Here is a 26,298-nt window from a genome sequence, read left to right as displayed (position 1 = left end):
CTACGGAAATGCTTGGGAAACGTTTTCCAGAGGCTAGGCCGACGTCAACGGTCCGGCAAGGGGCACATGTGGGGTTCCTGGTCGGAAAACACCCCGACATCGGTCCGGGGGTCGAGGACGGGCCCGTGTTCACCCATTGACGCGGCCATATCGGCCGGTGCAAGGTGACCCCGGCTGGAAAACGCTTTCCAGCCGGTTCCGGTACGCCCCTGAATGGAGTCCCCGATGAGACCCTCCCTGCGCACCGCCCTGACGGGCGTCACCGCGGGTGCGCTCGTCTGCGTGCTTGCCTCGTGTTCCGGCTCCGGCGGCGACACCGCCGCCGACGGCACGGTGACCATCACCGTCTCCGGGCGTCCGCCCGCGACGAACGCGGCCGCGCTCAAGACGTTCGAGGCCCGGGTGGCGGAGTTCGAGAAGGCCAATCCCAAGATCGAGGTCAGGACGAACGAGTACCAGTACGACCAGCAGAGTTTCCAGACCAAGGTGGGCGGCGGCAGCCTGGAGACCATCGTCCGGGTGCCGCTGACCGAGATGTCGGGGCTGATCAAGCGCAGGCAGATCGCCGACCTCACCTCGGACTTCGAGGGGCTGAAGCACAGCGAGGACTTCAACGACGTCGCGCTCGGGGCGGCGAAGGGCGTGGACGGCAAGCTCTACGGCATACCCACCGAGGAGTACGCCCTCGGCCTGGTCTACAACCGGGACCTGTTCGAGAAGGCCGGACTCGACCCGGACAAGCCGCCGACCACCTGGTCCGAGGTTCGCACGGCGGCCGAGGCGATCTCCGGGAAGACGGGTGCCACCGGGTACGCGCAGATGACCAAGGAGAACACCGGCGGCTGGATGCTGACCGCGATGGCGTACTCCTTCGGCGACAGCATGCAGGCGGAGTCCGGCGGAAAGTGGGCCAACACCTTCGACCGCCCCGGCAGTGGCGCGGAGAAGGCGCTGAAGGCGCTGAAGGACATGCGCTGGACGGACGACTCGATGGGCAGGAACCAGCTGCGCAACATCACCGACATGGAGAAGGACTTCTCCGCCGGGAAGATCGGCATGACACTCGCCGGACCGAGCATGATCGGCCACTACGTCCAGCAGTACAAGGGCGACCCGAAGACCATCGGCCTCGGCGCCATGCCCGTCGGCGGCACCGCCAAGCGCACCCTGGCGGGCGGCACCATCGCGGTGATCAGCCCCCGGGCCACCGCGCGACAGCGCGAGGCCGCCACGAAGTTCATCGACTTCTACTACCTCTCCACCAAGTACGACGCGACGCTCGCCGGGAAGGACGCGCAGGCCAAGAAGAAGGACGGCGCGGTCATCGGCGTGCCCGGCGTTCCGTTCTACGAGCCGGCCGTCTCCGGCCCGGTCGACGCCGCGGTCAACAAGGAGGCCAACGTGCCGGTCGGGAACTTCGCCCCCTACAGCGGAACGCTCGGCGACTACGAACTGGTCGTCGAGCCGCCCGTCGAGGCGCAGAACGTCTACAAGGCCCTCGACACCGCCGTCCAGGCCGTGCTCACCCGCGAGGACGCCGACCCGGCCGAGCAGTTGAAGAAGGCCGCAGCACAGGTCGAGTCCCAGGTGGAGCGGGCGCAGAACTGACGGCGGATCCGGCACACCAGGCAGCCAGCACAGCACGAGGAGAGGCGAGGAGACGTCGATGAGCAGGTCGCAAGCGCCTGTGGCGGCCACCGGCAACGGCCCCGGGGACGAACGGACGGAAGAACAACGCTCCGCCGATCCCTCCGCGGCCCGGCCGCGTACCGCCGACGGTCCGCCGCGGACCGCCTCCCCGCACCGCGGCGGCCCGGCGGAACGCCTCGTCCGCTGGGCCGGGCGGGGCGGGATCACCACCATCCTGTTCGGCCTGCCGATGGTGCTGTGCTTCGCCTACTTCTCCTGGTGGCCGATCGTCCAGAGCGTGCGGCTCAGCTTCCAGCAGACCAATCTGGTCGACCCCGCCACCTGGGTGGGCCTGGACAACTTCCGGCACGTGCTGGACGACCCGCTGCTGTGGAAGGCCGTCGGGAACACCGCGCTGTTCGCCGTGCTCGCCCTGGTGATCGGCTTCCCCGTACCGCTCTTCCTCGCGGTGCTCATCGCCGAACTGCGGCGCGGCGGCACACTGTTCCGCATCCTCGCCTACCTTCCGGTGGCGATCCCCCCGGTCGTCTCCGTCCTGTTGTGGAAGGTGTTCTACGACCCGGAAGCCGGCCTGTTCAACCAACTGCTGGCGCAGGTGGGCCTCGGCCCGTACCCCTGGCTCCAGTCCACCGACACCGCGATGCTGTCGATCGTCCTGGAAGCCACCTGGGCGGGCTTCGGGTCCACGGTGATCATCTACCTGGCGGCGCTCGGCTCCGTACCCACCGAGCTGTACGAGGCCGCCGAGATCGACGCCGCGGGCATCTGGCGCCGGGTCTGGCACATCACCCTGCCGTCGCTGCGCGGCGTCGTCCTGATCATGCTGCTGCTCCAGATCATCGGCACCCTCCAGGTCTTCACCGAACCCTTCGTGATGACGGACGGCGGCCCGGAGGACTCCACCATCACCGTCCTGATGCTGATCTACAACTACGCCTTCCGGAACGGCGACTTCGGTGCCGCGACCGCGCTCAGCGTGATGCTGGCCGTCGTGCTCGGCGCGCTCTCGGCGATCTACCTGCGGGCGACGAGGAGCTGGAGCAACTGATGGCCGTACAGACCCCCCTGCGCACCCGCCGCCGCAACCGCCCGGAGGAGGGCGGACGCGGACTCATCTCCGACGCCGACCGGCGGCGGACCTCCGTACGCCTCTCGCTGCGCTCCGTCCAGACCCTCTCGCTCCTGCTGCTGCTCGCCTTCGGCGCCGCACCGCTCTACTGGACCCTCAAGGGCGCGGTGTCGCCGACCCAGGAACTGCTGCGCCACCCGCTGGAACTGTGGCCGGACCACGCGCAGTGGGACAACCTCTCCCGCGCCTGGAACGAACTCCAGGTCGGCCAGTACCTCTGGAACACCGTGGTCCTGGTCACCGGCTCGGTGATCGCCCACCTCGTCGTCGCCACCACCGGCGGCTACGTGCTGTCCGTGCTGCGCCCCAAGTGGGCCGCGCCCGTGCGGTGGATGGTGCTCGCCACCCTCTTCGTCCCCGGCTCCATCTCCCTGGTGGCGCTCTACCTCACCGTCCTCGACCTGCCGGGTCTCGGCATCTCGCTCGCCGACAGCCCCTGGGGCGTCTGGCTGCCGCACGCGGCCAGCGCCTTCACCGTCCTGATCGTGATGAAGTTCTTCGACGGCATACCCCGCGAACTCTTCGAGGCGGCCGAGGTCGACGGCGCCGGGCCGTTCGTGGTCTTCCGCCGGATCGTGCTGCCCATGTCCCGGCCGATCCTCGCGGTGGTGACCCTGCTGACGGTCATGAACTCCTGGAAGGACTTCCTCTGGCCCCTGATCGTCATCCCGGACACCGAGAAGCAGCCCATCTCCGCCGCGCTGCCGCGCCTCGCGGAAACAGCGGAACAATCGCTGCTCATCGCCGGGATGCTGCTCGCCATCCTGCCCCCGGTCGTGCTGTTCCTGATCTTCCAGCGGCAGATCGTGCGCGGCGGGGGAGGTTTCACCGGCCTCAAGGGATGAGTTCCACCCGGGACACACGCGCGGACCCGGTCCGCGCGGCCGACGGCGGCAGCGGTGCGCGCCGACGGCACACGGACCGGTGTGCTCCGCCGGGGTACAGCCGACGGAGCACACCACCGCCCGGGAGACCCAAGGACGCACCGCGCCGATCCGATCGAATCGAGAGGAAGCCTCGATGGAACAGAACGGCACGATCCGGCCGGGCCCCGCGGCACCGGCCAGAGTAATGGGCCGCTCCCGGCGGCCCGCGGCCCGGGGCGGTGCGGTGGCCCTGCTGGCCTGCCTGCTGGTGGCGGCACCCCTGCCCGGTACGGCACCGGCCGCCCACGCGGCCGGCACCCTCACCGTCACCTCGCCCGACCTGCTCTTCGTCAAGGGACAGGCGAGGATCACCCTCGCCTCCGACCAGGCGGCCGTCGCCTGGAAGGCCATCGACGACCAGGGCCTGACCGTCGCGTCGGGCACCGCGCCGGTCTCGGGCGGCACGGCCACCGTCGACGCCACCGGTCTCGGCAGCGGCTACTACACGCTCACCGCGACCGCCGGCACCACCACCCGCAACGCCAACTTCGGCGTGCTGACCGCGCTGACCGGCAAGGAGCAGCGGGACGAGCGCTTCGGTACGGGCATCCACTACGGATGGAACGGCGGCGACGACCAGAAGCTGCTGCGCGCGGTCAAGCTCATGGGCATGCACGGCATCCGCTCCGACATCAACTGGGGCGCCATCGAGAAGACCCCCGGCGAGTACTCCTGGAGCACCTACTCCACCGACCAGCACATCCCGTACGCCAAGTCGCAGGGGCTGACCGCCCTGCCCATCTCCGGCTACCGCAACGCCAACTACGACGACAACCGCACCCCGGCGTCCGACACGGCCCTGGACGCCTACGGGAAGTTCACCGCCGCGGCGGTGGAGAAGTACCAGCAGTCCTCCAAGGAAATCGAGATCTACAACGAGTACAACTCGACCGGCTTCAACAACGGCACCTGCGGCATCACCGCCGACTGCTACATCAAGCTGCTCAAGGCCAGTTACGGCAAGGTGCACGCCAAGGTCCCCGACGCCACCGTCGTCGGCGGCGGCCTGGCCGGCCTCCAGACCGACTGGCTGAAGCGGCTGTACACGATCGGCGGCCTGAAGTACATGGACGCGCTCAGCGTCCACCACTACGGCTACCCGAACCCGCCGGAGACCGCCCTGGCCAAGCTGCCGCAGGTGCGCGCCGACCTGAACGCGGCGGGCGGCAAGGACTTCCCGCTCTGGATCACCGAGAACGGCTACCCGACCCACAGCGACGGCGTCACCCCCGCCCAGCAGGCCGCGTACGTGCCGCGCGCCCAGATCTTCTCCTTCGCCTCCGGTGTCGACCGCTACTACTGGTACGACCTCACCAACGACGGCACCGACGCCACCAACAAGGAACACAACTTCGGCGCCTTCAAGCGGCCCACCGCCGAGGTCAAGGCCTGGCAGCCCAAGCCGTCCGTGGTCACCGAGGGCGTCCTGATCCGTCAGCTCGCCGGACGCGCCTACGCGGGCCGCGACGACGCCGGTTCCGACGACATCCGCTCGTACCGCTTCGGCACCGGCGGCGAGACGGTCCGGACCCTGTACACCACCGCGGACACTCCGAAGACGGTGGAGCTGAAGGCCTCCGGCCCGGTCACCGCCACCGACCAGACGGGCCACGAGAAGACGTACCTGCCGATCGGCGGCAAGGTGCAGCTCGGCATCGACGACAAGGTGCTGTACGTCAAGGGCGCGGTGAGCGCGGTCGAGGCGGTGGACGCCCCGGTGTTCTCCCTCCGGCTGCCGCAGCACTCCAACACCGAGGAGACCGTCGACGCGGTGCTCCAGGTCGACGGCACCCAGGGCCGCACCCCACTGCCGCTGCCCTACACCTTCCGGATCGCCGGCGAGGAGTACCGGGTGACCGCCGAGCCCGGCAAGGTCGTCCGCAGGAGCGTCGAACTGCCCACCTCGGCCCTCACCGGCCCGCGCACGGTCAGCGGCACGGTCGGACTCGGACCGGTCGGCCTCGCCCGACTCACCTCCGGCACCGAGGTGCTGCCGCCGCCCCAGGTCGCCTTCGACCCGGTGGTGAAGAAGGCGGCCCCCTTCGCCGCGGCGATGAAGGTCACCGTCACCAACAACCGCGTCCGCGGCCCGCTCGAACTCACCAGGCTGGAATGGCAGGTGAACGAGGGCGACGCCTACCTGGACCGGGGCACCGTCGACGGCCCGATCAGGATCGGTGCCGACTCCAGCACCTCGTACACCGTGGACGCGCGCAACATCAAGCAGTGGAAGCGCTACTGGACGGCCGCCCACATCACCACGCCCGACGGCACCAGGACCGCCATGGGCGCCTGGAACGGCTGGGGCGCCGTCCAGCCGTCCGGCACCGACACCACCACACCGGTCGACATCGTCGGCGACGGCAGGGTGAACCACAAGGGCGGCTACAACGGCGCGGCCGACCTGTCCGGCACCGTCCGGCCCCAGTACACGGACGCCGGACTCGTGCTCAGGGGCGCCATCACGGACAACGCCCTGGCCCAGCCCGCCACCACCGCCGAGAACATGTGGCTGGGCGACAGCATCCAGTTCGCGGTCACCCCCGAACTGCCGGGCCGCAGCAAGCAGTACGTCGAGGTCGGCGCCTCGCTCGTGGGCGGCGAGGCACAGGTGTACACCTGGCGGGCACCGGCCGGCCAGTCCACCGGCCCGACCCCCGGCGCCACCGCGCGGATCACCCGTGACGGCACCACCACCCACTACACGGTGACGGTGCCGTGGACCTCGCTCGGCCTCACCGGCAAGCCCACCCGGTCCATCGGCCTCGGCCTCGTCGTCAACGACAGCGACGACGACGGCCGGGTGCGCGGCTGGACGGAGTGGGGCGACTCCATCGCCAACAACTCCAAGAGCGCCGCCGGGCTGAGGGCCGTCCAGCTGACCGACTGACCCACCCCCGAACAGGCGGGGCCGGGCGCACCTGACGGCGCCCGGCCCCGCCGCTCCGTGCCGCCCCCCCGCACCGTTCCCGGTCCCACCGCGAGGAGAACGACCCCATGGCCCTGTTCGACCTGCCGCTCCACGAACTGCGCGACTACCGGCCGCGGATCGATGAACCGGAGGACTTCGACGCCTTCTGGGCGAAGACCCTGGCCGAGACCCGCACCCACGACCCCGCGGTCGTCCTCGAACCCGTCGAGACCGGACTGACCGGCATGCGCACCTGGGACGTCACGTTCGCCGGCTTCGGCGGCCACCCGATCAAGGGCTGGTTCAACGCCCCCGCGCACGCCGAGGGGCCGCTGCCGCTCGTCGTCCAGTTCCACGGCTACAACGGCGGCCGCAGCCTCCCGCACTGCTGGGGCATGTGGCCGCTGGCCGGCTTCGCCCACTTCGTCATGGACGTACGCGGCCAGGGCAGCGGCGGCAACGTCGGCGACACCCCGGACCCGGTCGGTTCCGGCCCCTCCCACGCGGGTTTCATGACCCGGGGCATCGAGGACCCGGAGACCTACTACTACCGACGGGTCCACGCCGACGCCGTGCGCGCCGTCGAAGCGGCCCGCTCCCACCCCCTCGCCGACCCCGCCCGCACCGTCGTCCTCGGCGGCAGCCAGGGCGGCGGCATCACCCTCGCCGTCGGCGCACTCGTCCCCGACCTGGCCGCGATCGCCGTCGACGTGCCCTTCCTCTGCCACTTCGAACGGGCCGTCACCCTGACCGACGCCGACCCGTACGCCGAGATCGTCCGCTACCTCAGGATGCACCGGGGCAAGGAGGGCACCGCCCTGCGCACCCTGTCGTACTTCGACGGGGTGTCCTTCGCCGCCCGGGGCCGCGTCCCCGCGCTCTTCTCCGTCGCGCTGATGGACCGGACCTGCCCGCCCTCCACGGTCTTCGCCGCCCACAACGCGTACCGGGGGCGGAAGACGATCGAGGTCCACCCGTTCAACGGGCACGAGGGCGGTGCCATGTTCCAGGAGGCCGCCCAGCTCCGCTGGGTGCCCGACGTGCTGGCCGGTGCGGTCTGACCCGTCGCCGTCCGGCCGGGTGGTGTGCGTCACGGACAAGGCGTGGACAGCATGTATAAGGTCCACCGGGGTGATCCACAACCCCGTGAACTGCAAGGACGAGGGCGGACGGTGCGACACAGGGTCTACGCGCACGCGATGCGCGTCATCGCGTGCGCGCTGATGACATGGCAGGTCTGGACGATGTGGTACATCTCCAGCCACGAGGCGGTGGGGGTGAAGTGGTCCTGCGACCTGGCCGGGGGCTGTGCCAGTGACCAGCTCGCGTCGATGTCCCCGATGCTCGGGATCGGCTTCGCCGTCGCCCTCGGCCTGCTCGGCGCCCGGTACCTGCACCGGGCGGCACCGGGCGCGATGATCGCGCTCTGTGCCGTCGCGGCCGCGGCCGGCTGGTACGACGCGCTGGCGGAGGACCTGGTCGAGCGGGACACCGTCACCAGCTTCCACGTCCTCCTTCCGCTCGGCGACTTCTCCGTCTCCACCTGGCTCACCTTCCTGTGGTCCGTCGCGGGCGCGGGCTGCCTCGCCGCCTGGTGGGGAGCGGCCGTCAGTCTGCGGCGCACCGCGGGGCTGCGCAGGCTCTCCCGCCGCCACCGCACGGCCGACGCGGTACTGGAGGGCTGGCGGTCGGTGGGCCGCAAGTACGGTGAGGTCACCGCGGTGTTCACCGACGGGGACGGGGTGCGCCACGAGGTCCCGGCCGTCGTGGCACGCGTCGCCCTCAAGCGGGACGTCCTCGCCCTGTACGACGCCGACCGCCCCGACGATCCGGACCGCACCCGGGTCGTCATCCCCCGCCGGAAGTTGCTGCGCCTCACATGATCACGTCGAACTCCTCCACCTCCTCCCTGCGCCGGTTCTTCAGTCTGTTCGCCGTGGTGTCCGTGCTCGGCACCGGACTCCTCCTCACCGCGGTGGTCCAGGGCGCCGTGGACGGCCCCCGCTGGCTGCTGCTCCTCGCGCTCCCCGCGACGGCCCTGGCCCTGACGGCGTTCGGCAAGGTCGCCGAGAGCGCGACCTCGGGCCTGGCCTCCCCCGGGCTGCGCGCCGCCGGCCCGCGCGCCTTCGCACCCGCCGTGGTCAACGGCGTGAAGGCCGTCAACAGGGCCGACGGCCGCTCCGTCGCCGACGGGCGGGCGGGGAACTCCGTGTTCGTCTTCGACCTGACCGTGGTGGCCGACGACCTGCCCCCGTACCGGATCGAGGTCCGTCACCCCCTCGATCTCCAGGGGCTGCTGCACAAGTCCAGGGCGGTCGTCGAGTACGACCCGGAGCAGCCCTGGCGGGTCGTCGTCCCCAACAATCCGCCGCGCGAGTGGCTGGCCCGCGCACAGGTCCTCACCGCGCCCACGGGCGAGGTGAGAACTTCGGGCGGCGGCACCTTTCCGACCGGCTCCCGGACCCTGGCGGCGGGTGTGGTGCTCGCGGCCGTGCTGCTGGTGCTGATCCGGGTGCTCGGCTGAGCCGACGGGAGCCGGGCCGCGGCGGGCTCAGCTGTCGCGCGGGTACTTCTTGAGCACCTTGCCGTTGATGTCGGCCCGCAGGTAGGCACCGCCGTACTCGTCCGAGACGTAGACGCTGATCGTCGGCCGGTAGCCGTCGAACGGGGACGCCGGGTCGATGTCCACGTAGTGGGTGGTGGGTTCGGCGACGCCGAGTTCCTTGTCCGCCCGGCGTATCAGTCCCGGCAGGGCGTCCCAGTCGAACTTCTTCAGGTCCACGGACCTGGCGTCCGACATGAGGGTGCCGCCGGCCCGCTCGCGGGTTGCCCTGCCGTCCCTGTAGGCGTAGACGTCGTACAGGTTCTTGTTGCTCCTGAGCGGGGCCTCGACGCCGGCGTGCTCCTCGTACAGGGTGAACGAGGTGATCCGGGTGCCGCCCATCACCGGTTCGAGCGCGGCGATGACGGAACGCGCACCGGCGGGCGTCAGCAGGTTCTCCGGCTGCTCCGGAGCCGTCTCCTCCGGCCCCGCCGTCTTCTTCGTTCCCGTCGCACCTTCCGTTCCCGCCGACTGCCCCGCCTTCCCGCCGGCGGCAGAGGGGCCGCGGGTGTCCCCGGCCGAGGCGGACGGGGCGCCGTCGGAGGCCCGGTCGTCCGAGTCGGGCAGCAGCGACCAGACCAGGGCACCGGTCAGGGCCGTCCCGGCGAGAGCGGTGGTGACCGCGACGACGCGGCCCCGCCGGACCCGGCGGCGCGCCTCCCGCGTCCCCAGCGTCCGGGGCGTGCCGCTGCCCGCGCCGGGCGACGGGGGCGTGGCCGGAGGGGTGGCCAGCACCGCGGTGGGACCACCGGTGGGCACCGTGTCCTGCGGGGCGGCCGACGGCCGCGGGCGCGGCGGCACGGCGTCCCGCGGGGCCCGGGGGTCCTGCCGGGGCGGCGCCGCCGCGGACGCGGTGCCCACCGCCGCCAGCATCCGGTCCAGCTCGTCGGCCCCCGGCCGGTCCGCCGGACTCCGGGTCAGCAGCGCCTCCAGCACCGGGGCCAGCGGACCGGCCCGCCGGGGCGGCGGGATCTCCTCGTCGAGCACGGCCGCGAGCGTCGCCAGCGTGGTGGCCTTGCGCAGCGGGTGCCGGCCCTCCACGGCGACGTACAGCATCATGCCGAGCGACCACAGGTCGGAGGACGGGTCGTCCTCGTCGCCCCGGATGCGCTCGGGCGCCATGTAGTCCGGGGAGCCGATGATCGAACCGGTCGCCGTCAGGCTCGTGGACTCCCGGATCGCCGCGATGCCGAAGTCCGTGAGCACCGGACTGCCGTCCGTCCGCAGCAGCACATTGGCCGGCTTGACGTCCCGGTGGAGGATTCCGGCGGCGTGGGCGGCGCGCAGCGCGGACAGCACCCCGCGCCCCAGCCCGGCCGCCTCCACCGGGGTGAGCGTGCCCTCGGCCAGCCGCTCCGCGAGGGAGGCGCCGGGCACCAGCTCCATCACGATCCACGGGTACGTCCCGACGCCGCCGTCCACGATGTGGTGGACGGTGACGACGCCCGGGTGGTCGAGCCGGGCCAGCGCGCGGGCCTCGCGCAGCACCCGCTCGCGCAGCAGCCTCGCCGACTCCGGGTCGTTCTCGGCGAGCGCCGGGTCCGGGGGCCGCACCTCCTTGAGCGCCACATCGCGGTGCAGGGCCAGGTCACGGGCCCGCCACACCATGCCCATGCCACCACTGCCGAGTCTGTTCACCAGCTCGAAACGGTCGTCGATCACACGGCGCACAGGCCCCCCAGCGTTCATGGAAAAGAGGTTACGGGGCAGGTCCGCGGCGAGACGCACCCACCCCGTACACGGCTCAGGGCCTGGCGTCCGGCGTCAGCCGCAGCGTCACGATCTGGAACGGCCGCAGCGCCAGCCGCACCACGTCGCCCGCCACCTCGGCGGCCGTCCCGTCGGCGAGCGGACGCTCCAGCAGGTCCGTGACGCTCGCCCCGGCCAGCGCGAAGCCCGCCGTCAGCCGCGCCGAGGCCCGCCCGCCGTGCGCCTCGTGGAGCCGGACCACCACGTCCCCGCCGCCGTCGTCCGCGAGTTTCACCGCCGTCACGACCACCGCGTCGTCGTCCACCGAGACCAGCGGCGCCACCGCGGCGCTCCCCGGCACCCGGCGCTCGGGCAGGGCGAACCGCCAGCCCTCGCGGACCGCGTCGCCGACCGTCGCCCCCGGCAGCAGCGCGTACCGCAGCCGGTGCACCCCCTGATCGGTCTCCGGGGCCGGGTAGCGGGGCGCCCGCAGCAGCGACAGCCGCACCGTGGTCGTGGTGGAGCCGTCCTCCCGGACCGTACGGGTCACGTCGTGCCCGTACGTCGAGTCGTTGACCAGCGCCGCGCCCCAGCCCGGCTCTCCGACGTGCAGGAAGCGGTGCGCGCAGATCTCGAACTTGGCCGCCTCCCAGCTGGTGTTGGTGTGCGTCGGCCGCCGGACGTGCCCGAACTGGGTCTCCGCCGTGGAATGGTCGGCGCGCACATCGATCGGGAACGCCGCCTTGAGGAACTTCTCCCGCTCGTGCCAGTCGACCTCGGTGTCGATGTCCAGCCGCCGGGCCCCCGGCCGCAGCGTCAGCAGCTGGGTGACCCGGGACGCGCCGAAGCTGCGCACCACCTCGACGCCGTCACCGCTGCGCCGCACCGAGTCGGCCCCGGTCAGATCGGTCACCGTGTTGCGGTAGAAGGCGTCGACGTCCCAGGCGTCCCAGTGGTTGGGCAGGTCGGGGTGGATCTGGAGCAGGTTGGCCGCCCCGCCCGGCGCGACCGTCTCCCGCCCGGTCACCAGGTCGACGACCGAGACCACGAGGCCCCGCGCGTCCACGGTCACCCGCAGCAGCCCGTTGTCCAGCCGGAAACCGGAGTCGTGCGCCGTCACCTCCACCGGCGCCTCCCGCCGGTCCGGTGCGGGCACCGCGCCCCCCGCGGCCACCCCGTCCCGCTCGTGCGGCGCGGAGTTGAAGACGACCGTGCCGCCGCCCTCCGGAGCCCCGGCCAGCGCCCGCTGCGCGGCGCCGATCACCGCTTCCAGCTCCTCGGCGATCCGGGCGTACGTCGCCTCCGCCTCGCGGTGCACCCAGGCGATGGACGAACCCGGCAGGATGTCGTGGAACTGGTGCAGCAACACGCTCTTCCAGATCCGGTCCAGCTCCTCGTACGGGTAGCGGAACCCGGTCCGCACCGCCGCGGTCGCCGCCCACAGCTCCGCCTCCCGCAGCAGGTGCTCGCTGCGCCGGTTGCCCTGCTTGGTCCGCGCCTGCGAGGTGTACGTGCCGCGGTGCAGCTCCAGGTACAGCTCGCCCAGCCACACCGGCGGCCGCTCGTACTCCGCCTCGGCCGCGGCGAAGAAGTCCGCCGGCTTCTCGACCGTCACCCGGGGCGAGCCCTCCAGATCGGCCAGCCGCCCGGCGCGCGCCAGCATCTCGCGGGTGGGGCCGCCGCCCCCGTCGCCCCAGCCGAACGGGACGAGCGAGCGCGTCGCACGGCCCTTGTCCCGGAAGTTCGCCTCGGCGTGCGCGAGCTCCTGGCCGGACAGCTCGGCCACATAGGTGTCGACCGGCGGGAAGTGCGTGAACACCCGGGTGCCGTCCAGCCCCTCCCACAGGAAGGAGTGGTGCGGGAACGGATTGGTCGTGTTCCACGAGATCTTCTGGGTCAGGAACCAGCGCGAACCCGAGAGCGCCACCAGCTGCGGCAGCGCCGCCGAGTACCCGAACGAGTCGGGCAGCCACACCTCCTCGGTCTCCACCCCGAACTCCTCCAGGAAGAACCGCTTGCCGTGCACGAACTGCCGGGCCAGCGCCTCCGATCCGGGCATGTTGGTGTCCGACTCCACCCACATCCCGCCCACCGGCACGAACTGACCGGCGGCCACCTTCTCCCTCACCCGGGCGTACAGCTCCGGCCGGTGCTCCCGCAGCCAGTCCAGCTGCTGCGCCTGCGACATCGCGAAGACGAACTCCGGATGGTCGTCCATCAGCGCCACCACGTTGGAGGTGGTACGGGCCACCTTGCGCACCGTCTCCCGCAGCGGCCACAGCCACGCCGAGTCGATGTGAGCGTGCCCCACCGCCGACAACCGGTGCGCCGAGGCGTGCGCGGGGGAGGCCAGCACGGCCCGCAGCCGCTCCCGTCCGGCGGGCGCGCTCGCCCCCACGTCGTCCAGGTCCAGCGCGTCCAGACAGTCCTCCACCGCGCGCAGGATCTCCCAGCGGCGCGCCGAGCCCAGCGGCAGCTGCCGCATCAGCTGGTCGAGCACCTCCAGGTCCTGGACCAGCTCCCACACCTGCCGGTCGAAGACCGCGACGTCCATCCGCTCGACGCGGTACAGCGGCTCGCTCCCCGCGGTCTCCCGGTCGCCCAGCGCACCGACCCCGTCCAGGATCTCCGGATTGGCGGCGGCTTCGAGCAGGTACGTGAACTCCTCGCCGCCCGCCACCCGTTCACCGACGCGCAGCCAGGTGTTGCGCGGGTTGAGCGCCTTGACCACACCGCCGTCCGGCCGGTGGGCCAGCGCCTCCGCGGAGAAGCCGGGCCGGTCCCTGGCGAACCCCAGGTCGATCACCGCCTCGACGGTCTCACCGGCCCAGTCCTCCGGCACCCGCCCGGTCACCCGGAACCAGCTGGTGCCCCAGGCCGGTCCCCAGGGGTCGCCGACGGCGCCGGGTTCGTAGGACGCGGCCACCGCCTCGGCGAAGGGCACCGGTTCGCCGGGGGCGTGCCAGACCTCGAACGCCAGCGGGGCCGTACGGGGGTGGACGGCGGGGCGGATGCGCTCGCGCAGGACGCGGTCGAGCCGTTCCTCGGTCAGTGTGCGGTCGTCATGCATGGGTGAAGGGGCCCCTCTGGATCGAAGGTGTGGTGATCGTGGTGAACCGGACGCGTGGTGATCAACGATGTGGTGACCGGCGGCGTGGTGCGACGGGGGAGTGGTTCACGGGAGCTCGTCGAAGCCCACGCAGGGCAGCGACAGCCCGGCGGCCAGGGACAGCAGGCCGTCCAGCCGGGCCGGGGTCACGTGGTTGTCGGGATGGGCGTCGGCGACGCAGTGGGCGTACAGGGTGATCGCGCCGCCCTCGTCGGCGGTCCGGCGCAGCGCCGCCTCGACCCCGCCCAGATCGTCCCCGTACGCGACGGCGCCGCGCCCGCTGTCCACCGAGCAGCCCGGCAGGACCCGCCGTGCGGTGAGGTCGCGGGCCGGTACGCGCAGTTCGTCCGCGAGGGCCGGATCGGCGCGACGGCCGACGGGCACTCCGCCGCGCAGCCGCTCGAAGAGTGTGAGGAGCAGCCGGTCGGTGACCTCGTCCCGGGCACTGCACGGATAGGCGAAGCTCCGGGCCGGAAAGCCGAGGCGGCGCAGCCGCTCCAGGGCGGGCACCACCTCCCGGTCGAGATAGGCGGCCGGTCCGTGCGCCGCGACGAAATCGGGTGCGCGCTCGTGCCGCAGGCCGTGGCAGCCGATGCTGTGTCCGTCGTCCGCGAGCCCGCGCAGCAGCCGCACCTCGTCCCGGTCGAGCCGGTCGGGCTCGCAGACGAAGAAGGTGACCCGCGCCCCGTACGAGGCGAACAGCGGCGCGACGGCGGCCCACTCGCGCACGTGCCGGTCGTCGAAGGTGAGCAGCAGGGCCCGCTCCACGCGTCCGGTCACCGCCCGGACCCCTGCGGTGCCCAGCCGGGGACGGAGCCGTGCAGCGCCGTGTGGAAGGGGTCGCCGGGGACGATCTCGCCGGCCCGGACCGTGCGGCCGGTGAGCGCCGCCTTGTACATCGCGGTGATCAGCTCCAGGGACCGGCGGCCGTCCCCGGCGCTCGCCCGGGGCCGCCGGCCCGCCCGCATGTCGGCCAGGAGCGAGCGGAGCTGGGCGTCGTGCGAGCTGGGCACGTCCTGCGCCGGGGAGGTCCAGCGGGCCACCCGGTCCGGATCGACGCCGGGGGCCGGGGTGTAGGTCCAGTCGTCGTTCCCGTACCCGTAGAGGTGGTTCAGCTCGATCGTGGCGTCGCGCAGGTCGATCCGCAGATGGCTCGACTGGCGCGGCGAGAGGGCGCTGTTGACCACGGTGGCCAGGGCGCCGGAGGCGAAGCGCACGGTGGCGGTGGTGACGTCGTCGGTCTCCACGTCACGGGCCAGCCGGGCGGCCATGGCCCGGATCTCCGTCCAGTCGCCGAGCAGTTCGAGCAGCAGGTCGATCTGGTGGATGCCCAGCCCCATGGCGGGACCGGCGCCCTCGGTGGCCCACTTCCCGCGCCAGGGGACCGCGTAGTAGGCGTCGTCCCGGTACCAGGTGGTCTGGCAGTGGGCGACCAGCGGCGCCCCCAGTTCGCCGGAGGCGATCAGGGCCCTGGCGTGCTCGGCGCCCGAGCCGAAGCGGTGCTGGAAGACGATCGGCGCGTACGGGCCGTCCTCGCCCTCGGCGGCGGTCATGGCGTCGTACTCCGCGAGACTGAGCGCGGGCGGCTTCTCGCACCACACCCAGGCCCCGGCGGACAGGGCGGCGACGACCTGCTCGCGGTGGACGACGGGCGGCGAGGCGACGACCACGAGGTCGGGACGGATCTCGCGCAGCGAGGCGGCGAGGTCGGTGGAGTGGTGGGGCAGCGAGAAGTCGGTGGCGAACGAACGGGCCGCCGCGGGGTCGGCGTCGACCGCGCCGAGCACCGCGAAGTCCGCGGGCAGCCGGAGGAACGCCGGCATGTGGACGGCGCGGGCGATGTTGCCCGCGCCGACGAGCAGTACACGAAGGGGAGTCACAGTCACAGGGAGCCGTCCGGGCTGAGGGCGTGGCCGCCGAGGTTGGTAAGCGTTTTCCAGAAGGTCGGGAAGAAGCCCTTCCCGAAGGAAGGGCGGGGGTGGGGGTCAGAGAGTGGCGTAGAGCGCGCCGGCGTTGGTCACCGGACCGGTGCGCAGCCGGTGCGGCCACTCCAGGGCGAGGCCGAGCGAGTCGCTCAGCCGGTCCTGGAAGGAGGCGAGCCGGCGTTCGTCGCCGCGCACCGCGCGCGGCGGCAGCCGGTGCTCCAGACAGTACGAGACCAGCGCGCCGACCGCCTCGCCGATGCTCCACTGGCCCGCGTGGCCGCCGACCGCCGGTGCGCTGAGGTGCGTGGCACCGATGTTCCGCCCGGCCGGGAGCAGGTTCTCCACGCGTACGGGCAGCAGCGCGCCCAGCGGCAGCTGGAACGGCAGGCACTCCAGGTCCAGGCCGGCGCCGCCGCCGGTGCCCGGGTGCAGCGTGATCCGGGAGCGCAGGGTGCCCACGCTGTCCGTGAAGGTCTCGGCGCCCGGGGCCCCGGCCCGTGCCGCGACGGTCAGATGGTGTTCCAGCAGGGTGAACTCGGCCCGGATGCGCCGGGATTCGCGTACGTGCGGCGCCTTGGCGAACCCGTCCGGCGTGCCCGTGACGTCGGGCCTCGGCCGCAGCTCGGGGTAGCCGTGGCCGCCGTCGTGCCGGGGCGCCCGGGTCTGCATCCAGTACAGGAACGACAGCGCCTGCTCCCGCGCCTCCCGTTCGGCACGGGCCCGCACCTCCTGACCGGCCCCGGTGAGCGGCAGCCCGGTGTAGGCGGTCTGCTCCCAGTCGACCAGGGTGATGTCGCTGTCGAAGGTGCCGGGCAGGTACCGGCTTCGGGCGAGTGCCCGCAACCGGTGCCAGCGGTCGTTGGGCGGCGCGCCCCAGGGCGGGACCTCGTCCGGTTCGTGCAGGAAGAGCGGCACGGTGCGGGCCGGGCCGCCGCCGGGCTCCGCGGTCTCCCAGGAGAAGGCGCCGGACCACCGGTCGTAGCCGGCCGGCCGGTCCACGGTGTGGTCCTCGCCGGGGCGGTGGTCCAGGGCGAAGGCCCAGGAGAGGGGCTGCTGGTCCAGCGGGTCGGCGACCGCCGCCGCGTGCGGCTCACCGGTCTCCTCCCGGGACTCGGCGCCGGTGACGTGCTCGACGCCCGCGAGGTCGAGCAACTCGCCCAGGTCCGTCGCGTCGACGACGTACGGGGCGGTGACCGTCAACTGCCCGCCGTCCGCGGTCTCCAGGGTGACCGAGGCGACCCGGTCCCCGTCCGTCCGGGCCGCGACCGGCCGGTGGCGGAGCAGCAGGGTGAGCCGGCCGGCGGCGAGGTGCGGGGCGAGCAGCTCCTGGACGACGGCGAGCGCGGCCCGCGGCTCGTGGCTGAGATGGCCGGTGGTGCTCAGCCCGGGGTCGAGCAGGGGATCGGCGAACGGGCCGGGGCACAGAGGGTAGTTGCGGCGGTAGAAGTCGCGGATCCGTTCGCGCAGGTCCCGGTAGCCGGGGGAGACGGGGTCCAGTTCGATGCGGTGGCCGTCGGCCAGCGGCACCGCCTGCGCGGTGAGCAGGCCACCGGGCCAGTCGGTGGCCTCGGTGAGTACGACGCGGTGTCCGAACCGGGCGGCGGTCAGCGCGGCGGCCAGACCGCCGAGGCCGGCACCGACCACCAGGACGTCGGTCCCGAGTTCGCGGGTACGGGGGGTGGGGGCGGCGAACACAGGAGTCTCCTCCCTCAGGGCCGACGGGCGGCGACGGTACGGAGCCGGACCGGTACGGACTCGCGCGTCCTGATCCGGACGGGGAGCACGATCTGCTCGGCGTCGCGGTACGGGTCCTCGCCCGCCGCGCGCTCCGCGATCCGCTTGACCAGCTGCTCGACCGCGCGGCCGCCGATCTCCCCGGCGGGCAGCCGGGCGGCGAAACTGGTGAGCGGCAGCAGGTCGTAGGGGCCCGCGTCGTCCATGCCGGCCAGCACGATCTCGTCGGGCACGGCGATGCCGAGCGAGGCCAGGTCGGCGGCGGCGGTGGCGACGGCGAAACCGTGCGCGCACAGCAGCGCGGTCGGCGGCTCGGCGGAGGCGAGGAGCTCGGACAGCAGCCGCTTGCGGTCCTCCTCGGGCAGTGCCGTGTACGAGCGCAGCGCGGTGAACCGGGGGAGCAGCGGCTGGTCGTGGGCGCGCAGCGCCTGCTTGTGCCCGGTCATCCGGTCGTGGACGCTGGTGCACTGCGTCTCGCCCCAGAGCGTCGCTATGCGGGTGTGGCCGTCGGCCAGCAGATGCTCGGTGAGCCGGTAGCCGACGTCGTAGTTGTCGGCGGTGACCGCGTCGACGGCGAAACCGGGGAAGTACCGGTCGACCAGGACCATGGGGATGCGCAGGCGCCGGAGCTCCTCCAGCACGGCGGGGTCGGGCGAGCCCTGGACCGGATAGAGGATGATCCCGTCGACCCGGTCCTCGGCGGCCTGGCGCAGCGCCTGGTCCTGGCGGGCCAGCGACGCCGCGTGGTCGGCGTGCCCGGTGGCCGTCATCCGGACCGCGGAGTCGGAGAAGAAAAGCCGCAGCCCCCGCTCCGAACAGCCGGACTCGATCCCGCGCAGCACCTCGGACTGGTACGGGCCCTGGCCGCTGATGACGCAGGCGACCACACCGGAGCGCTGCGCGGGTCCGGGTCCGCCGGTCCGTCCGTCCGGGTCGGCGACGAAGGTGCCCAGACCGCGCCGACGCACCAACAGCCCTTCCGCGACGAGGTCGTTGAGCGCCCGCACGGCGGTGGTGGAACTGACCCCGAAGCGCTCGCGCAGCTGGTTCTGGGTGATGAACGGAGCGCCGGCCTCGTACTCGTCGCGCGCGACCTCGGCCCTCAACTCATCCTTGATGCGCTGGTACTTGGGCCCTGGCGTACCCATCCAGCCACCGCCTTCCCGGGTTTGACGCGTCAAATGGCGTTGACGTCAGTGTGGCGGTGGTTAACGCGTCATTTCAAGAGGTTTTCCGCGAATAATTGATTCAATTAGTGCGTCAAGCAGGGTGGTTGTCGCTTCGACGCGTCAAAGGAAAGGCCCGGACGAGGGCTCCCGGGTGGGGAGACCCTCGTCCGGGCCGTCGTGGCCCGTTCCGGCTCAGCCGGTCACGAGGGGCGGCGGCGCGGTGCTGGCCCGCACCACCAGGCGCGACGGCACGGCCAGTGTGCGCGGCGAGGGCGTCGCGTCACCGAGGGCCAGCAGCAGCGCCCTGCGGCCGATCTCCTCCAGCGGCAGGCGCACCGTCGTCAGCGCGGGCGTGACGTCACCGGCCACCGGCAGGTCGTCGAAGCCCACGACGGAGACGTCGGAGGGCACGCCCCGCCCGAGGTCGTCCCGGAGCGCCGCGAGCGCCCCCAGCGCCATCGCGTCGTTGAGCGCGAAGACCGCGGTGATCCCCGGCGACCTGCGGAACAGCCGCACCGTCGCGGCCCGTCCGCCCTCCCGGGTGAAGTCGGCCTCGACCCGGTGGCGTTCCTGCACGACGACGCCCAGCTCGGCGGCCCGCTCCAGGAAGCCGCGCAGCCGGTCCTGCACGGAGACCAGGGCGAGCGGCCCGCAGACGACGCCGACCTCGGTGTGCCCCAGTCGGGCGAGGTGCTCGGCCACGGCCCGGCCGCCCTCGTGGTTGCCCGGCGCGATCGTGTCCACCGGCAGGCCCTCGTGCGCGACCGCGGTCACCCGGCCGCCCTGTGCCGCGAAGGCCTCCAGCTCCTGGACGAGCGCGGGGCTCCTGCCGGTGAAGCCCGAGCCGGCGAGCACGACGGCCCGGGCCCGCTGCGCCCGCAGCCGCGCCACGTACTCCGCCTGGAGCTCGGGTTCGTGAAAGGTGCCGGCCAGCATCACGAGGAGCTTGTGGTCGCGGGCGACCTCCATCACGCCGGCGGCGATGGCGGAGTAGTACGCGTCGTTCACGTCGTGCACGAGCAGTCCGACGATGGAGGTGGTGGACCGCACGAGCGCGCGGGCCGGCGCGTTGGACACGTAGCGGAGCCGGGCCGCCGCCTCCAGGACGCGCTCCTGCAGCTCCTGGGTGACGTTGCGGTCGCTGTCGCCGAGGACGCGCGAGGCCGTGGCGAGGGACACCCCGGCATCCTGCGCGACCTGCTGGAGCGTCACGGCCGACGACGGGCGGGGACGGGCGGAACGTCGATTGACCTGGCTCTGCATGGGGCTACGATAACCGCCCTGAAAGCGTTTTCCCATCGCGCAAGCAAGCGGATCCGGCGCTCGGCGGTGCTCTCCTCCCGCGCCCCGCTCAGTCCGTCCTCCATCGGCCGGGCTCGGCCGACGGCATCCTGGCCAGGCAGCGGTAGACGGCATCGCTGCGGAAGGCGAACCGCCGTTCGGTCTCCGGAGTGAGCCGGACGCCGAGCCCCGGTGCCCGCGGGGCGAGCAGCCGGCCCGACTCGATGCGGAACGGCTCGACCAGCAGCTCGGACCGCAGGGCGTATGCGGGCAGCGGCCACTCGGCCAGCCGACCGCCCCCGGCGAACGCGGCGTGGTAGTTGGCCGCCTGGCACACCGCACTGCCCCAGCAGTGGACCACCGTGGCGACGCCGTGTTCCGCGGCCCCCGCGAAGACGGCCAGCGTCTGTCGTGGCCCGCCGACGACCGTGGCGTCCGGCTGGACCATGTCGTAATACCCCGCAGTCACGCGCTCCAGCAGCTCGCGCGCGGTGGTGACGGTCTCCCCGCCCGCCACCGGGCAGCCGGCCGCCCGCCGCAGGGCGGGGTACTCGTGTGTACGGGCGGGGCCGAGCGGTTCCTCCAGGAAACGCACCGGCCGCCGTGTGCCGGCCCGCACCTCGTCGAGGAACGCCAGCGCGTCCGCCGCCGACTGGCCTGGGTCATGGAGATTCTGTGCCATGTCGACGGCGATCCCGACCCCGTGCGGGGCCGCGTGCTCAAGTGTCCACACCGCCTTGTCCGCCTCGTGGCCCCGTGCCCTGATCTTGAAGGTGTCGATGCCCAGGGCGGCGACAGCGGCGATCTCGGCCCTCATCGCCGCGGGGGAGGTCGAGTCGCCCCCGCTGGCGTAGAGCCGGATCCGGTTCGTACGACGGCCGCCCAGCAGCTCGTACGCCGGCACGCCGGCCCGTTTCCCGAGGGCGTCGACCAGGGCCGCCTCCACGGCGGAGACGACATGACGGGCCGCTCCCTGAAGGCTCCAGTACCCCGTGACGTCCACCATGTCCCGATAGCGCCCAGCCAGGTCCCCGGCGGGACGTCCGACCAGGTAGGGGGTGATCAGCTCGACCGTCGACACGAAGACATGCGGGGCGAACACGGCGAGATACCCCTCGCCCAGACCGGTCGTCCCGTCGTCCAGGGTCACCTCGACCAGTCCCGTCGTGCGCCACCCCGTGGGCAGCGCCACGCGCACCTCCAGATTCTCCGGGTCGGCGTACGGGGCGCTGAGCAGGACCGGCCGGACCGCCGCGATCCGTGCCCCGGCATCGAGCGCACCGATGCGCGAGGAAGTGTGTTCGGCCATGTCGTCGCGTCCTCAGAATCCCCTGGCCCACTGCACGGGGTTGCGCAGCGGGGCGTCGGTCTCGAAACGGCGCAGGTTCTCGGCGAACAGGTCGATCACCCGCGCGGTCTCGTCCGTCGAACCCCCCGCGGTGTGCTGGGTGAGAATGACGTTCGGGCAGGTCCACAAGGGATGTCCGGCGGGCAGCGGCTCCTGTCCGGTGACGTCCAGCACCGCACCGCCGAGCCGCCCGGAGGACAGCTCGGACACCAGCGCCTCCTCGTCCACCAGCGATCCCCGGCCCGCGTTCACCAGGACGGCCCCGGGCCGCATCCGGGCCAGTCGCCGCGCGTCGAGCAGCCCGCTCGTACCGGGCGTCCCGGGCAACAGCCCCACCACCACGTCGAAGTCCGGCAGTTGCGCATCGAGCCCGGCCGGGGTGCGGATGTCGCCCGAGCCGCGCGCGAAGTGCGAGATCCGGCAGCCGAACGGCCCGAGCAGTTCGGCGAACCTCAGGGCGATGGACCCCCGGCCCAGCACCAGGACCCGGGCACCGGACAGCAGTCGCAGCCGCGGTCGGACGACGGACTTCGCCCAGGTACCGCGGGAGCGCAGCCCGGAGAGCTCGTCGATGCCGCGGTGCAGTGCGAGTATGCCCGCCAGGCACGACTCGGCCACCGGGTCGGCGAAGACATCGCCCAGGTTGGTCACGGTCAGCCGACGGCCGAGGACCGGCCAGTCCAGGCCGAGATAGCCGTCGATCCCGACCGAGGCGAGCTGCAGCCACCGGAGCCGGGGGGCCTCGGCCACCCGGGCGGCCTCGGGGTTGCCGAGCGCGATGCCGGCGTCGGCGAGGGCACGGTCATCGGCCGCGGAGACCGTCCCCGGCTCGGCGAACCACACGGGCCCGGAAGCGAGTTCCCGCAGGCGGGCGCGGCCGGACTCGTCGAGCGGCAGCTCCACGTACAGGCCGGGGCGGTGATCGCCCGCGTTCACCACGGGTGCTCCGCGAGGTACTCGGTGATCTGGTCCCGGTCCCATGCCCCGTCCGCGACGGTGATCCGGTAGCGGCGCGCGAGGGTGTCGCCCGGGGCGAGCTCCAGCTCCTCGTGGAAGGCGAAGGAGGGGGCGACGGCGGCGAACGGCTCGTTGCGCACGAACCAGTGGGCCGGGTGGGTGCCGCCCGCTCCCGAATGGTCGTTCTCCGGGGCGTGCCGGAAGATCAGCGTGGCGTGTCCGTCGGCGCCGTCGTGTTCGCCGCTGTAGGCCAGCCAGGGGGCCTGCGTCCCCATCAGCCCGGGGCCCTCCCCGTCCGGGCCGGTGATCCGCCCGCCGCGGAAGGCGCGCGGGCCGCGCCAGAAGAGGCCGGTGTAGCCTGCGGCCTCCCGGCCGTGGGTGGTGGGACTGCCGAAGCGCAGCGGCTCGGAACGCCGGTTGGTGACGGCACTCGACCAGGTCAGTGTCCAGCTCCCGCCGGCCCCCGCGGGGGCGGTGTCCGGTCCGGCGTGCTCGGCGCCGGGGGCGGTGTCGCCGGCGGCCGGTTCCGGGTGTCCGACACCGTGCTCGACGTCGTGCAGCTCGATCCGGCGCAGCTCGTCCGCCCAGTGCGTGCCGTCGTGGTGGCGCCAGCTCAGCCGCTCCGTGATGACCGCGCGCCCCGCCTGCGCCGTCACCTCGTCGAAGCCGAGGTGCGCCATCGAGCCGACCAGCTCGGGCAGCGGTTGGTAATCCTGCCCGTGCACATAGGTGTTGCCTCCCCACAGGTTCTGCCCGGAGAGATGGGAGGCCGTCATCTGGAGGCCCTTGTGCCAGCGGTGATCGTTGGGCCGGTAGTCGCTGACAACGTTATCGGCCAAGGTGCGCAGGGGATGGATGTACGGCTTCGGGGCCTCCCAGGCCGCCTCGGGGCGGTAGACGTAGGAGATCAGCTCGACGCCGCGGCGCTCCTCCGTGACCGTGATCCGGTCCCCGTGAATGTGTGTGATGCGCAGTGGACTGCTCATGTCCCCAAAGTCTCCCGATACGACTGGAAAGCGCTTACCGAACCGTAGGGGCCACGGCCGGGGAACGTCAACAGGCGGTACGGGAGGGGCGGGGAGCGGCAGCGGCCGTGCGACGGCCCGCCGCCCACTCATGGAAGGACGGCGGGGCGTCGGCGTGCGACGGCGGGCCTACCGGGTCGGGCGGATGTCCTCGCCACCCATGGTGCCCTGCTGGTCGCTCTGCTCCCGCAGCAGCCGGGCCTTCTCCTGAAGGCGTCGGCGCTGATCGGGGTCGGTGGTGCGCTCGGCGGCCTCGGTCATGTGCCGGGCCTTGTCGCGCAGCTGTTGCGCACGGTCACCGGATTCACGTGCAGCGCTCATCATCGCTCCTTGTGCGTAGGGAAGAGCGGGCTCCATCAGAGAACCAGCGTCGCCGGGCCACCGCACCTCGAATCGTCACTCAGCGTCACGGATCCGTGAGGTGATACGGCGCTGGCATGATCGGGGGCATGAACGAAAGCATCATCGCCGCGTGTGACGGGGCGTCGAAGGGCAATCCCGGACCTGCGGCCTGGGCGTGGGTCGTGGCCGACGCGCAGGGGCGGCCGGAGCGCTGGGAGGCCGGGCCGCTGGGCACCGCCACCAACAACGTCGCCGAACTCACGGCGTTGCGTGAGCTGTTGGAGTCGACGGACCCGGCCACCGCGATCGAGGTGCGGATGGATTCGCAGTACGCGATGAACGCGGTGACCAAATGGCTGCCGGGGTGGAAGCGCAACGGCTGGAAGACGTCGGCCGGCAAGCCGGTGGCCAATCGTGACCTCGTGGTCCGGATCGACGACCTGTTGACCGGCCGGTCCGTGCGCTTCACCCACGTCCCCGCCCACCAGGTGGACGGCGACCCGCTCAACGCGCTCGCCGACCAGGCGGCCAGCGAGGCCGCGGTGGCGCAGGTGCCCGCCGGTACCGCGCACGGCGCCACCGAGCTGCCGACCCCCGCTCCCGGCCGGGCGACCGAGGGGCGGAGCGGCGGCACGGCGACGAAGCGGAGCGGCACGGCGGCGCGGAGGACGGGAGGCACGGCGCGCACCGCGCGTTCCGGCGCCACCATCAAGGCCAGGTTCGCCGGCCGCTGCCACTGCGGGAAGCCCTACGCGGCCCAGGACCCGATCGCCAAGAACCCGAACGGCTGGGGCCACCCGGAGTGCCGCACCGCCCCCGCCTGAGCGGACGCCGCCCGGCGCCCCCTGTCGCACCGCCCGGCCCCGCGCGGACCGGTTCCGTCCCCGTCCGGCCGGAGCCGGAGCCGGGGCCGACGCGACCGGCCCGGCGGCCGGAGGGCCGCTGCCGTCCCGCTCCGCACTGACCGGTGCCGCCCGGCCCCGCACTGACCGGTTCCGTCCCGGGCCGGTCGCGGACCGGCTCTGGACGCGGACCGGTTCCGGACGCGGCCGGATGCCGTTCCCCGGCCGGAGCGGGCGAGTGGCCGCGCGGGACCGGGGCGGCGTGCCATGATGCGGCTTCGGCGGCGGTGTCCGGGCGGCTTCCCCGATGCCGTCGGCAACGGCTGCACGCTGGGGGGCGTATGGGAACCACGGGCACGGTCATGCGTGAGCTGCGCGGGGCGCAGAAGACGGCCAAGGGGGTCTCGCTCTACTCGCGGTACGTGAACCGTCCGGCCGGGCGGGTCCTCGCGGCCGGTGCGTACCGCATCGGCATGACGCCCAATCAAGTCACCCTGCTGAGCGCGGCGTTCACCTTTTCCGCCATCGCCTCGGTGGCGCTCGTCCGGCCGTCCTGGGGCCTGGCCGCGCTGGTCTGGGGCGGTCTCGTCGTCGGCTTCGCCCTCGACTCGGCCGACGGGCAACTGGCCCGGCTGACCGGACGGGGCGGCCCGGACGGCGAATGGCTCGACCACGTCGTGGACTGCGCCAAGATGATCCTCGTGCACACCGCCGTGCTGATCTCGTTCCGGCGGTTCTTCGACCTGCCGTCCGAGGGCTGGCTGCTGCTGCCGCTCGGCTTCCTCTTCGCGGCCGTGCTCACCTTCTGCGCCGGGCTGCTGCGCGAACAACTGGGCAAGGCGCAACCGGGCATGGCACAGCGGAGCAGGACACGACGAGGCACGGCGCAACCGGATGGAACACAACCGGACGGGGCCGCCGTACCGCCCGTCGCGGGCGAAACGGCGGCCCCGGTCTCCCGGCTGCGGGCCGTGGCACTGCTGCCCGCCGACTACGGAGTGTTCTGCCTGGTCTTCCTGCTGCTCGGCGACCGCACCGCGTTCCGCCTCGGCTACGCGGTGCTCGCCGCCGTGCACGCGCTGTTCCTGGTGATGTTCCTCGCCAAGTGGTTCAGGGAGCTGAGATCGCTCCGGACTGCGGGCTGACGAGCGAGTCCAGCACCCGTCGCAGTTGGGTGCTGGACGTGTGCACCGTGTACGGGAAGTAGACGACCTCCACACCGACCTCGGCGAAGTCGCGCTCCAGCCGCCTGCCCTTCTCGGTGCCCCGCCAGTCGTCCCCCTTGAAGATCACGTCGAACCGCACCTGCTGCCAGGTCTCGACCTTGTCGGGCACCGTCTCGACGAACGCCGCGTCCACGTAGCGCACACTGCGTACGATCTCCAGGCGCTCCGGCAGCGGGATCACCGGTCCGCGGCCCTTGGCGAGCGCCGCCATCTCGTCCGAGACGACCCCGGCGACGAGGTAGTCGCACTGACTGCGGGCATGCCGCAGGATGTTGAGGTGCCCCACATGGAACAGGTCGTAGACCCCCGGCGCGTAGCCGACCCTGTGTGCCATCCGTTCTCTCCCCCCACGGTGAACGCGACATCCGTCTTCCGTGGCCGTTGTCCGGACATGGCATCCGGTGCCATGGGATATCGGTATCGGTGTTGATGG

The 26,298-nt window shown here is 72.6% G+C and carries 21 protein-coding genes; 9 read left to right on the top strand and 12 right to left on the bottom strand.

Annotated features, from left to right (window positions below):
- The first annotated feature begins 225 nt into the window (after positions 1 to 225).
- The 7 genes from EAO76_RS11275 (at position 226) to EAO76_RS11245 (ending at position 9,140) form a co-directional block, all read left to right on the top strand.
- On the top strand, positions 226 to 1,608 hold the full coding sequence (locus EAO76_RS11275; protein WP_187438559.1) for an extracellular solute-binding protein: 1,383 nt from the start codon (positions 226 to 228) through the stop codon (positions 1,606 to 1,608).
- A gap of 58 nt (positions 1,609 to 1,666) precedes the next feature.
- Positions 1,667 to 2,698: a carbohydrate ABC transporter permease gene (locus EAO76_RS11270; protein WP_148835784.1), complete on the top strand. Its 1,032-nt coding sequence runs from the start codon at positions 1,667 to 1,669 to the stop codon at positions 2,696 to 2,698.
- Positions 2,698 to 3,624, top strand: coding sequence for a carbohydrate ABC transporter permease (locus EAO76_RS11265; protein WP_148835783.1), 927 nt, complete (start codon positions 2,698 to 2,700; stop codon positions 3,622 to 3,624). The genes EAO76_RS11270 and EAO76_RS11265 overlap by 1 nt, the downstream gene beginning before the upstream one ends.
- A gap of 175 nt (positions 3,625 to 3,799) precedes the next feature.
- Positions 3,800 to 6,595, top strand: coding sequence for a hypothetical protein (locus tag EAO76_RS11260; protein ID WP_148835782.1), 2,796 nt, complete (start codon positions 3,800 to 3,802; stop codon positions 6,593 to 6,595).
- Between the two features lie 107 nt (positions 6,596 to 6,702).
- Positions 6,703 to 7,677, top strand: coding sequence for an acetylxylan esterase (locus tag EAO76_RS11255; RefSeq protein WP_148835781.1), 975 nt, complete (start codon positions 6,703 to 6,705; stop codon positions 7,675 to 7,677).
- Between the two features lie 111 nt (positions 7,678 to 7,788).
- Positions 7,789 to 8,499 carry a hypothetical protein gene (locus tag EAO76_RS11250; protein ID WP_148835780.1) on the top strand — a complete coding sequence of 237 codons (711 nt, stop codon included), beginning with the start codon at positions 7,789 to 7,791 and terminating at the stop codon, positions 8,497 to 8,499.
- Entirely contained in the window at positions 8,496 to 9,140 is a 645-nt protein-coding gene (locus tag EAO76_RS11245) for a hypothetical protein (RefSeq protein ID WP_148835779.1), read from the top strand. Before EAO76_RS11250 ends, EAO76_RS11245 begins: the two co-directional genes overlap by 4 nt.
- Positions 9,141 to 9,167: 27 nt before the next feature.
- Here EAO76_RS11245 and EAO76_RS11240 read toward each other — a convergent pair whose 3' ends face one another.
- The 11 genes from EAO76_RS11240 to EAO76_RS11190 form a co-directional block, all read right to left on the bottom strand.
- Entirely contained in the window at positions 9,168 to 10,907 is a 1,740-nt protein-coding gene (locus EAO76_RS11240) for a serine/threonine-protein kinase (protein ID WP_187438558.1), read from the bottom strand.
- Positions 10,908 to 10,962: 55 nt separating this feature from the next.
- Positions 10,963 to 13,977 carry a glycoside hydrolase family 38 C-terminal domain-containing protein gene (locus EAO76_RS11235; protein WP_148835778.1) on the bottom strand — a complete coding sequence of 1,005 codons (3,015 nt, stop codon included), beginning with the start codon at positions 13,975 to 13,977 and terminating at the stop codon, positions 10,963 to 10,965.
- 105 nt (positions 13,978 to 14,082) lie between these two features.
- Entirely contained in the window at positions 14,083 to 14,796 is a 714-nt protein-coding gene (locus EAO76_RS11230) for a polysaccharide deacetylase family protein (protein ID WP_148835777.1), read from the bottom strand.
- A complete protein-coding gene (locus EAO76_RS11225) occupies positions 14,793 to 15,896 on the bottom strand; it encodes a Gfo/Idh/MocA family protein (protein ID WP_262375384.1) in 1,104 nt (367 codons plus the stop codon). Before EAO76_RS11225 ends, EAO76_RS11230 begins: the two co-directional genes overlap by 4 nt.
- Positions 15,897 to 16,001: 105 nt before the next feature.
- Entirely contained in the window at positions 16,002 to 17,636 is a 1,635-nt protein-coding gene (locus EAO76_RS11220; RefSeq protein ID WP_148835776.1) for an FAD-dependent oxidoreductase, read from the bottom strand.
- A 14-nt stretch (positions 17,637 to 17,650) separates the two neighbouring features.
- Positions 17,651 to 18,823, bottom strand: a complete 1,173-nt coding sequence (locus EAO76_RS11215; RefSeq protein WP_148835775.1) for a LacI family DNA-binding transcriptional regulator — start codon at positions 18,821 to 18,823, stop codon at positions 17,651 to 17,653.
- A gap of 213 nt (positions 18,824 to 19,036) precedes the next feature.
- Positions 19,037 to 20,107, bottom strand: a complete 1,071-nt coding sequence (locus EAO76_RS11210; RefSeq protein ID WP_148835774.1) for a LacI family DNA-binding transcriptional regulator — start codon at positions 20,105 to 20,107, stop codon at positions 19,037 to 19,039.
- Between the two features lie 88 nt (positions 20,108 to 20,195).
- Positions 20,196 to 21,434, bottom strand: a complete 1,239-nt coding sequence (locus EAO76_RS11205) for a mandelate racemase/muconate lactonizing enzyme family protein (protein WP_148835773.1) — start codon at positions 21,432 to 21,434, stop codon at positions 20,196 to 20,198.
- Between the two features lie 12 nt (positions 21,435 to 21,446).
- Positions 21,447 to 22,409, bottom strand: a complete 963-nt coding sequence (locus EAO76_RS11200; protein ID WP_187438557.1) for a D-2-hydroxyacid dehydrogenase — start codon at positions 22,407 to 22,409, stop codon at positions 21,447 to 21,449.
- Positions 22,406 to 23,416, bottom strand: a complete 1,011-nt coding sequence (locus EAO76_RS11195) for a PmoA family protein (protein WP_148835771.1) — start codon at positions 23,414 to 23,416, stop codon at positions 22,406 to 22,408. The genes EAO76_RS11200 and EAO76_RS11195 overlap by 4 nt, the downstream gene beginning before the upstream one ends.
- Before the next feature lie 168 nt (positions 23,417 to 23,584).
- Positions 23,585 to 23,776 carry a DUF6381 family protein gene (locus EAO76_RS11190; RefSeq protein ID WP_148835770.1) on the bottom strand — a complete coding sequence of 64 codons (192 nt, stop codon included), beginning with the start codon at positions 23,774 to 23,776 and terminating at the stop codon, positions 23,585 to 23,587.
- Between the two features lie 128 nt (positions 23,777 to 23,904).
- Here EAO76_RS11190 and EAO76_RS11185 point away from each other — a divergent pair, with 128 nt between their 5' ends.
- Complete coding sequence (locus tag EAO76_RS11185) at positions 23,905 to 24,621, top strand: ribonuclease H (RefSeq protein WP_148835769.1); 717 nt, start codon at positions 23,905 to 23,907, stop codon at positions 24,619 to 24,621.
- A 359-nt stretch (positions 24,622 to 24,980) separates the two neighbouring features.
- A complete protein-coding gene (locus tag EAO76_RS11180; RefSeq protein WP_148835768.1) occupies positions 24,981 to 25,784 on the top strand; it encodes a CDP-alcohol phosphatidyltransferase family protein in 804 nt (267 codons plus the stop codon).
- On the opposite strand, the gene EAO76_RS11175 is transcribed toward EAO76_RS11180, so the two are convergent.
- The gene (locus tag EAO76_RS11175; protein WP_148835767.1) at positions 25,750 to 26,199 is read right to left on the bottom strand and encodes an adenylyltransferase/cytidyltransferase family protein; all 450 of its coding nucleotides are present in this window, start codon (positions 26,197 to 26,199) and stop codon (positions 25,750 to 25,752) included. The two genes, EAO76_RS11180 and EAO76_RS11175, sit on opposite strands and share 35 nt — an antisense overlap.
- Between the last annotated feature and the right edge of the window lie 99 nt (positions 26,200 to 26,298).

The organism is Streptomyces sp. sk2.1, assembly GCF_008120935.1.
Classification (GTDB): Bacteria; Actinomycetota; Actinomycetes; order Streptomycetales; family Streptomycetaceae; genus Streptomyces.
This window is presented reverse-complemented; position numbering and strand designations above follow the sequence as displayed.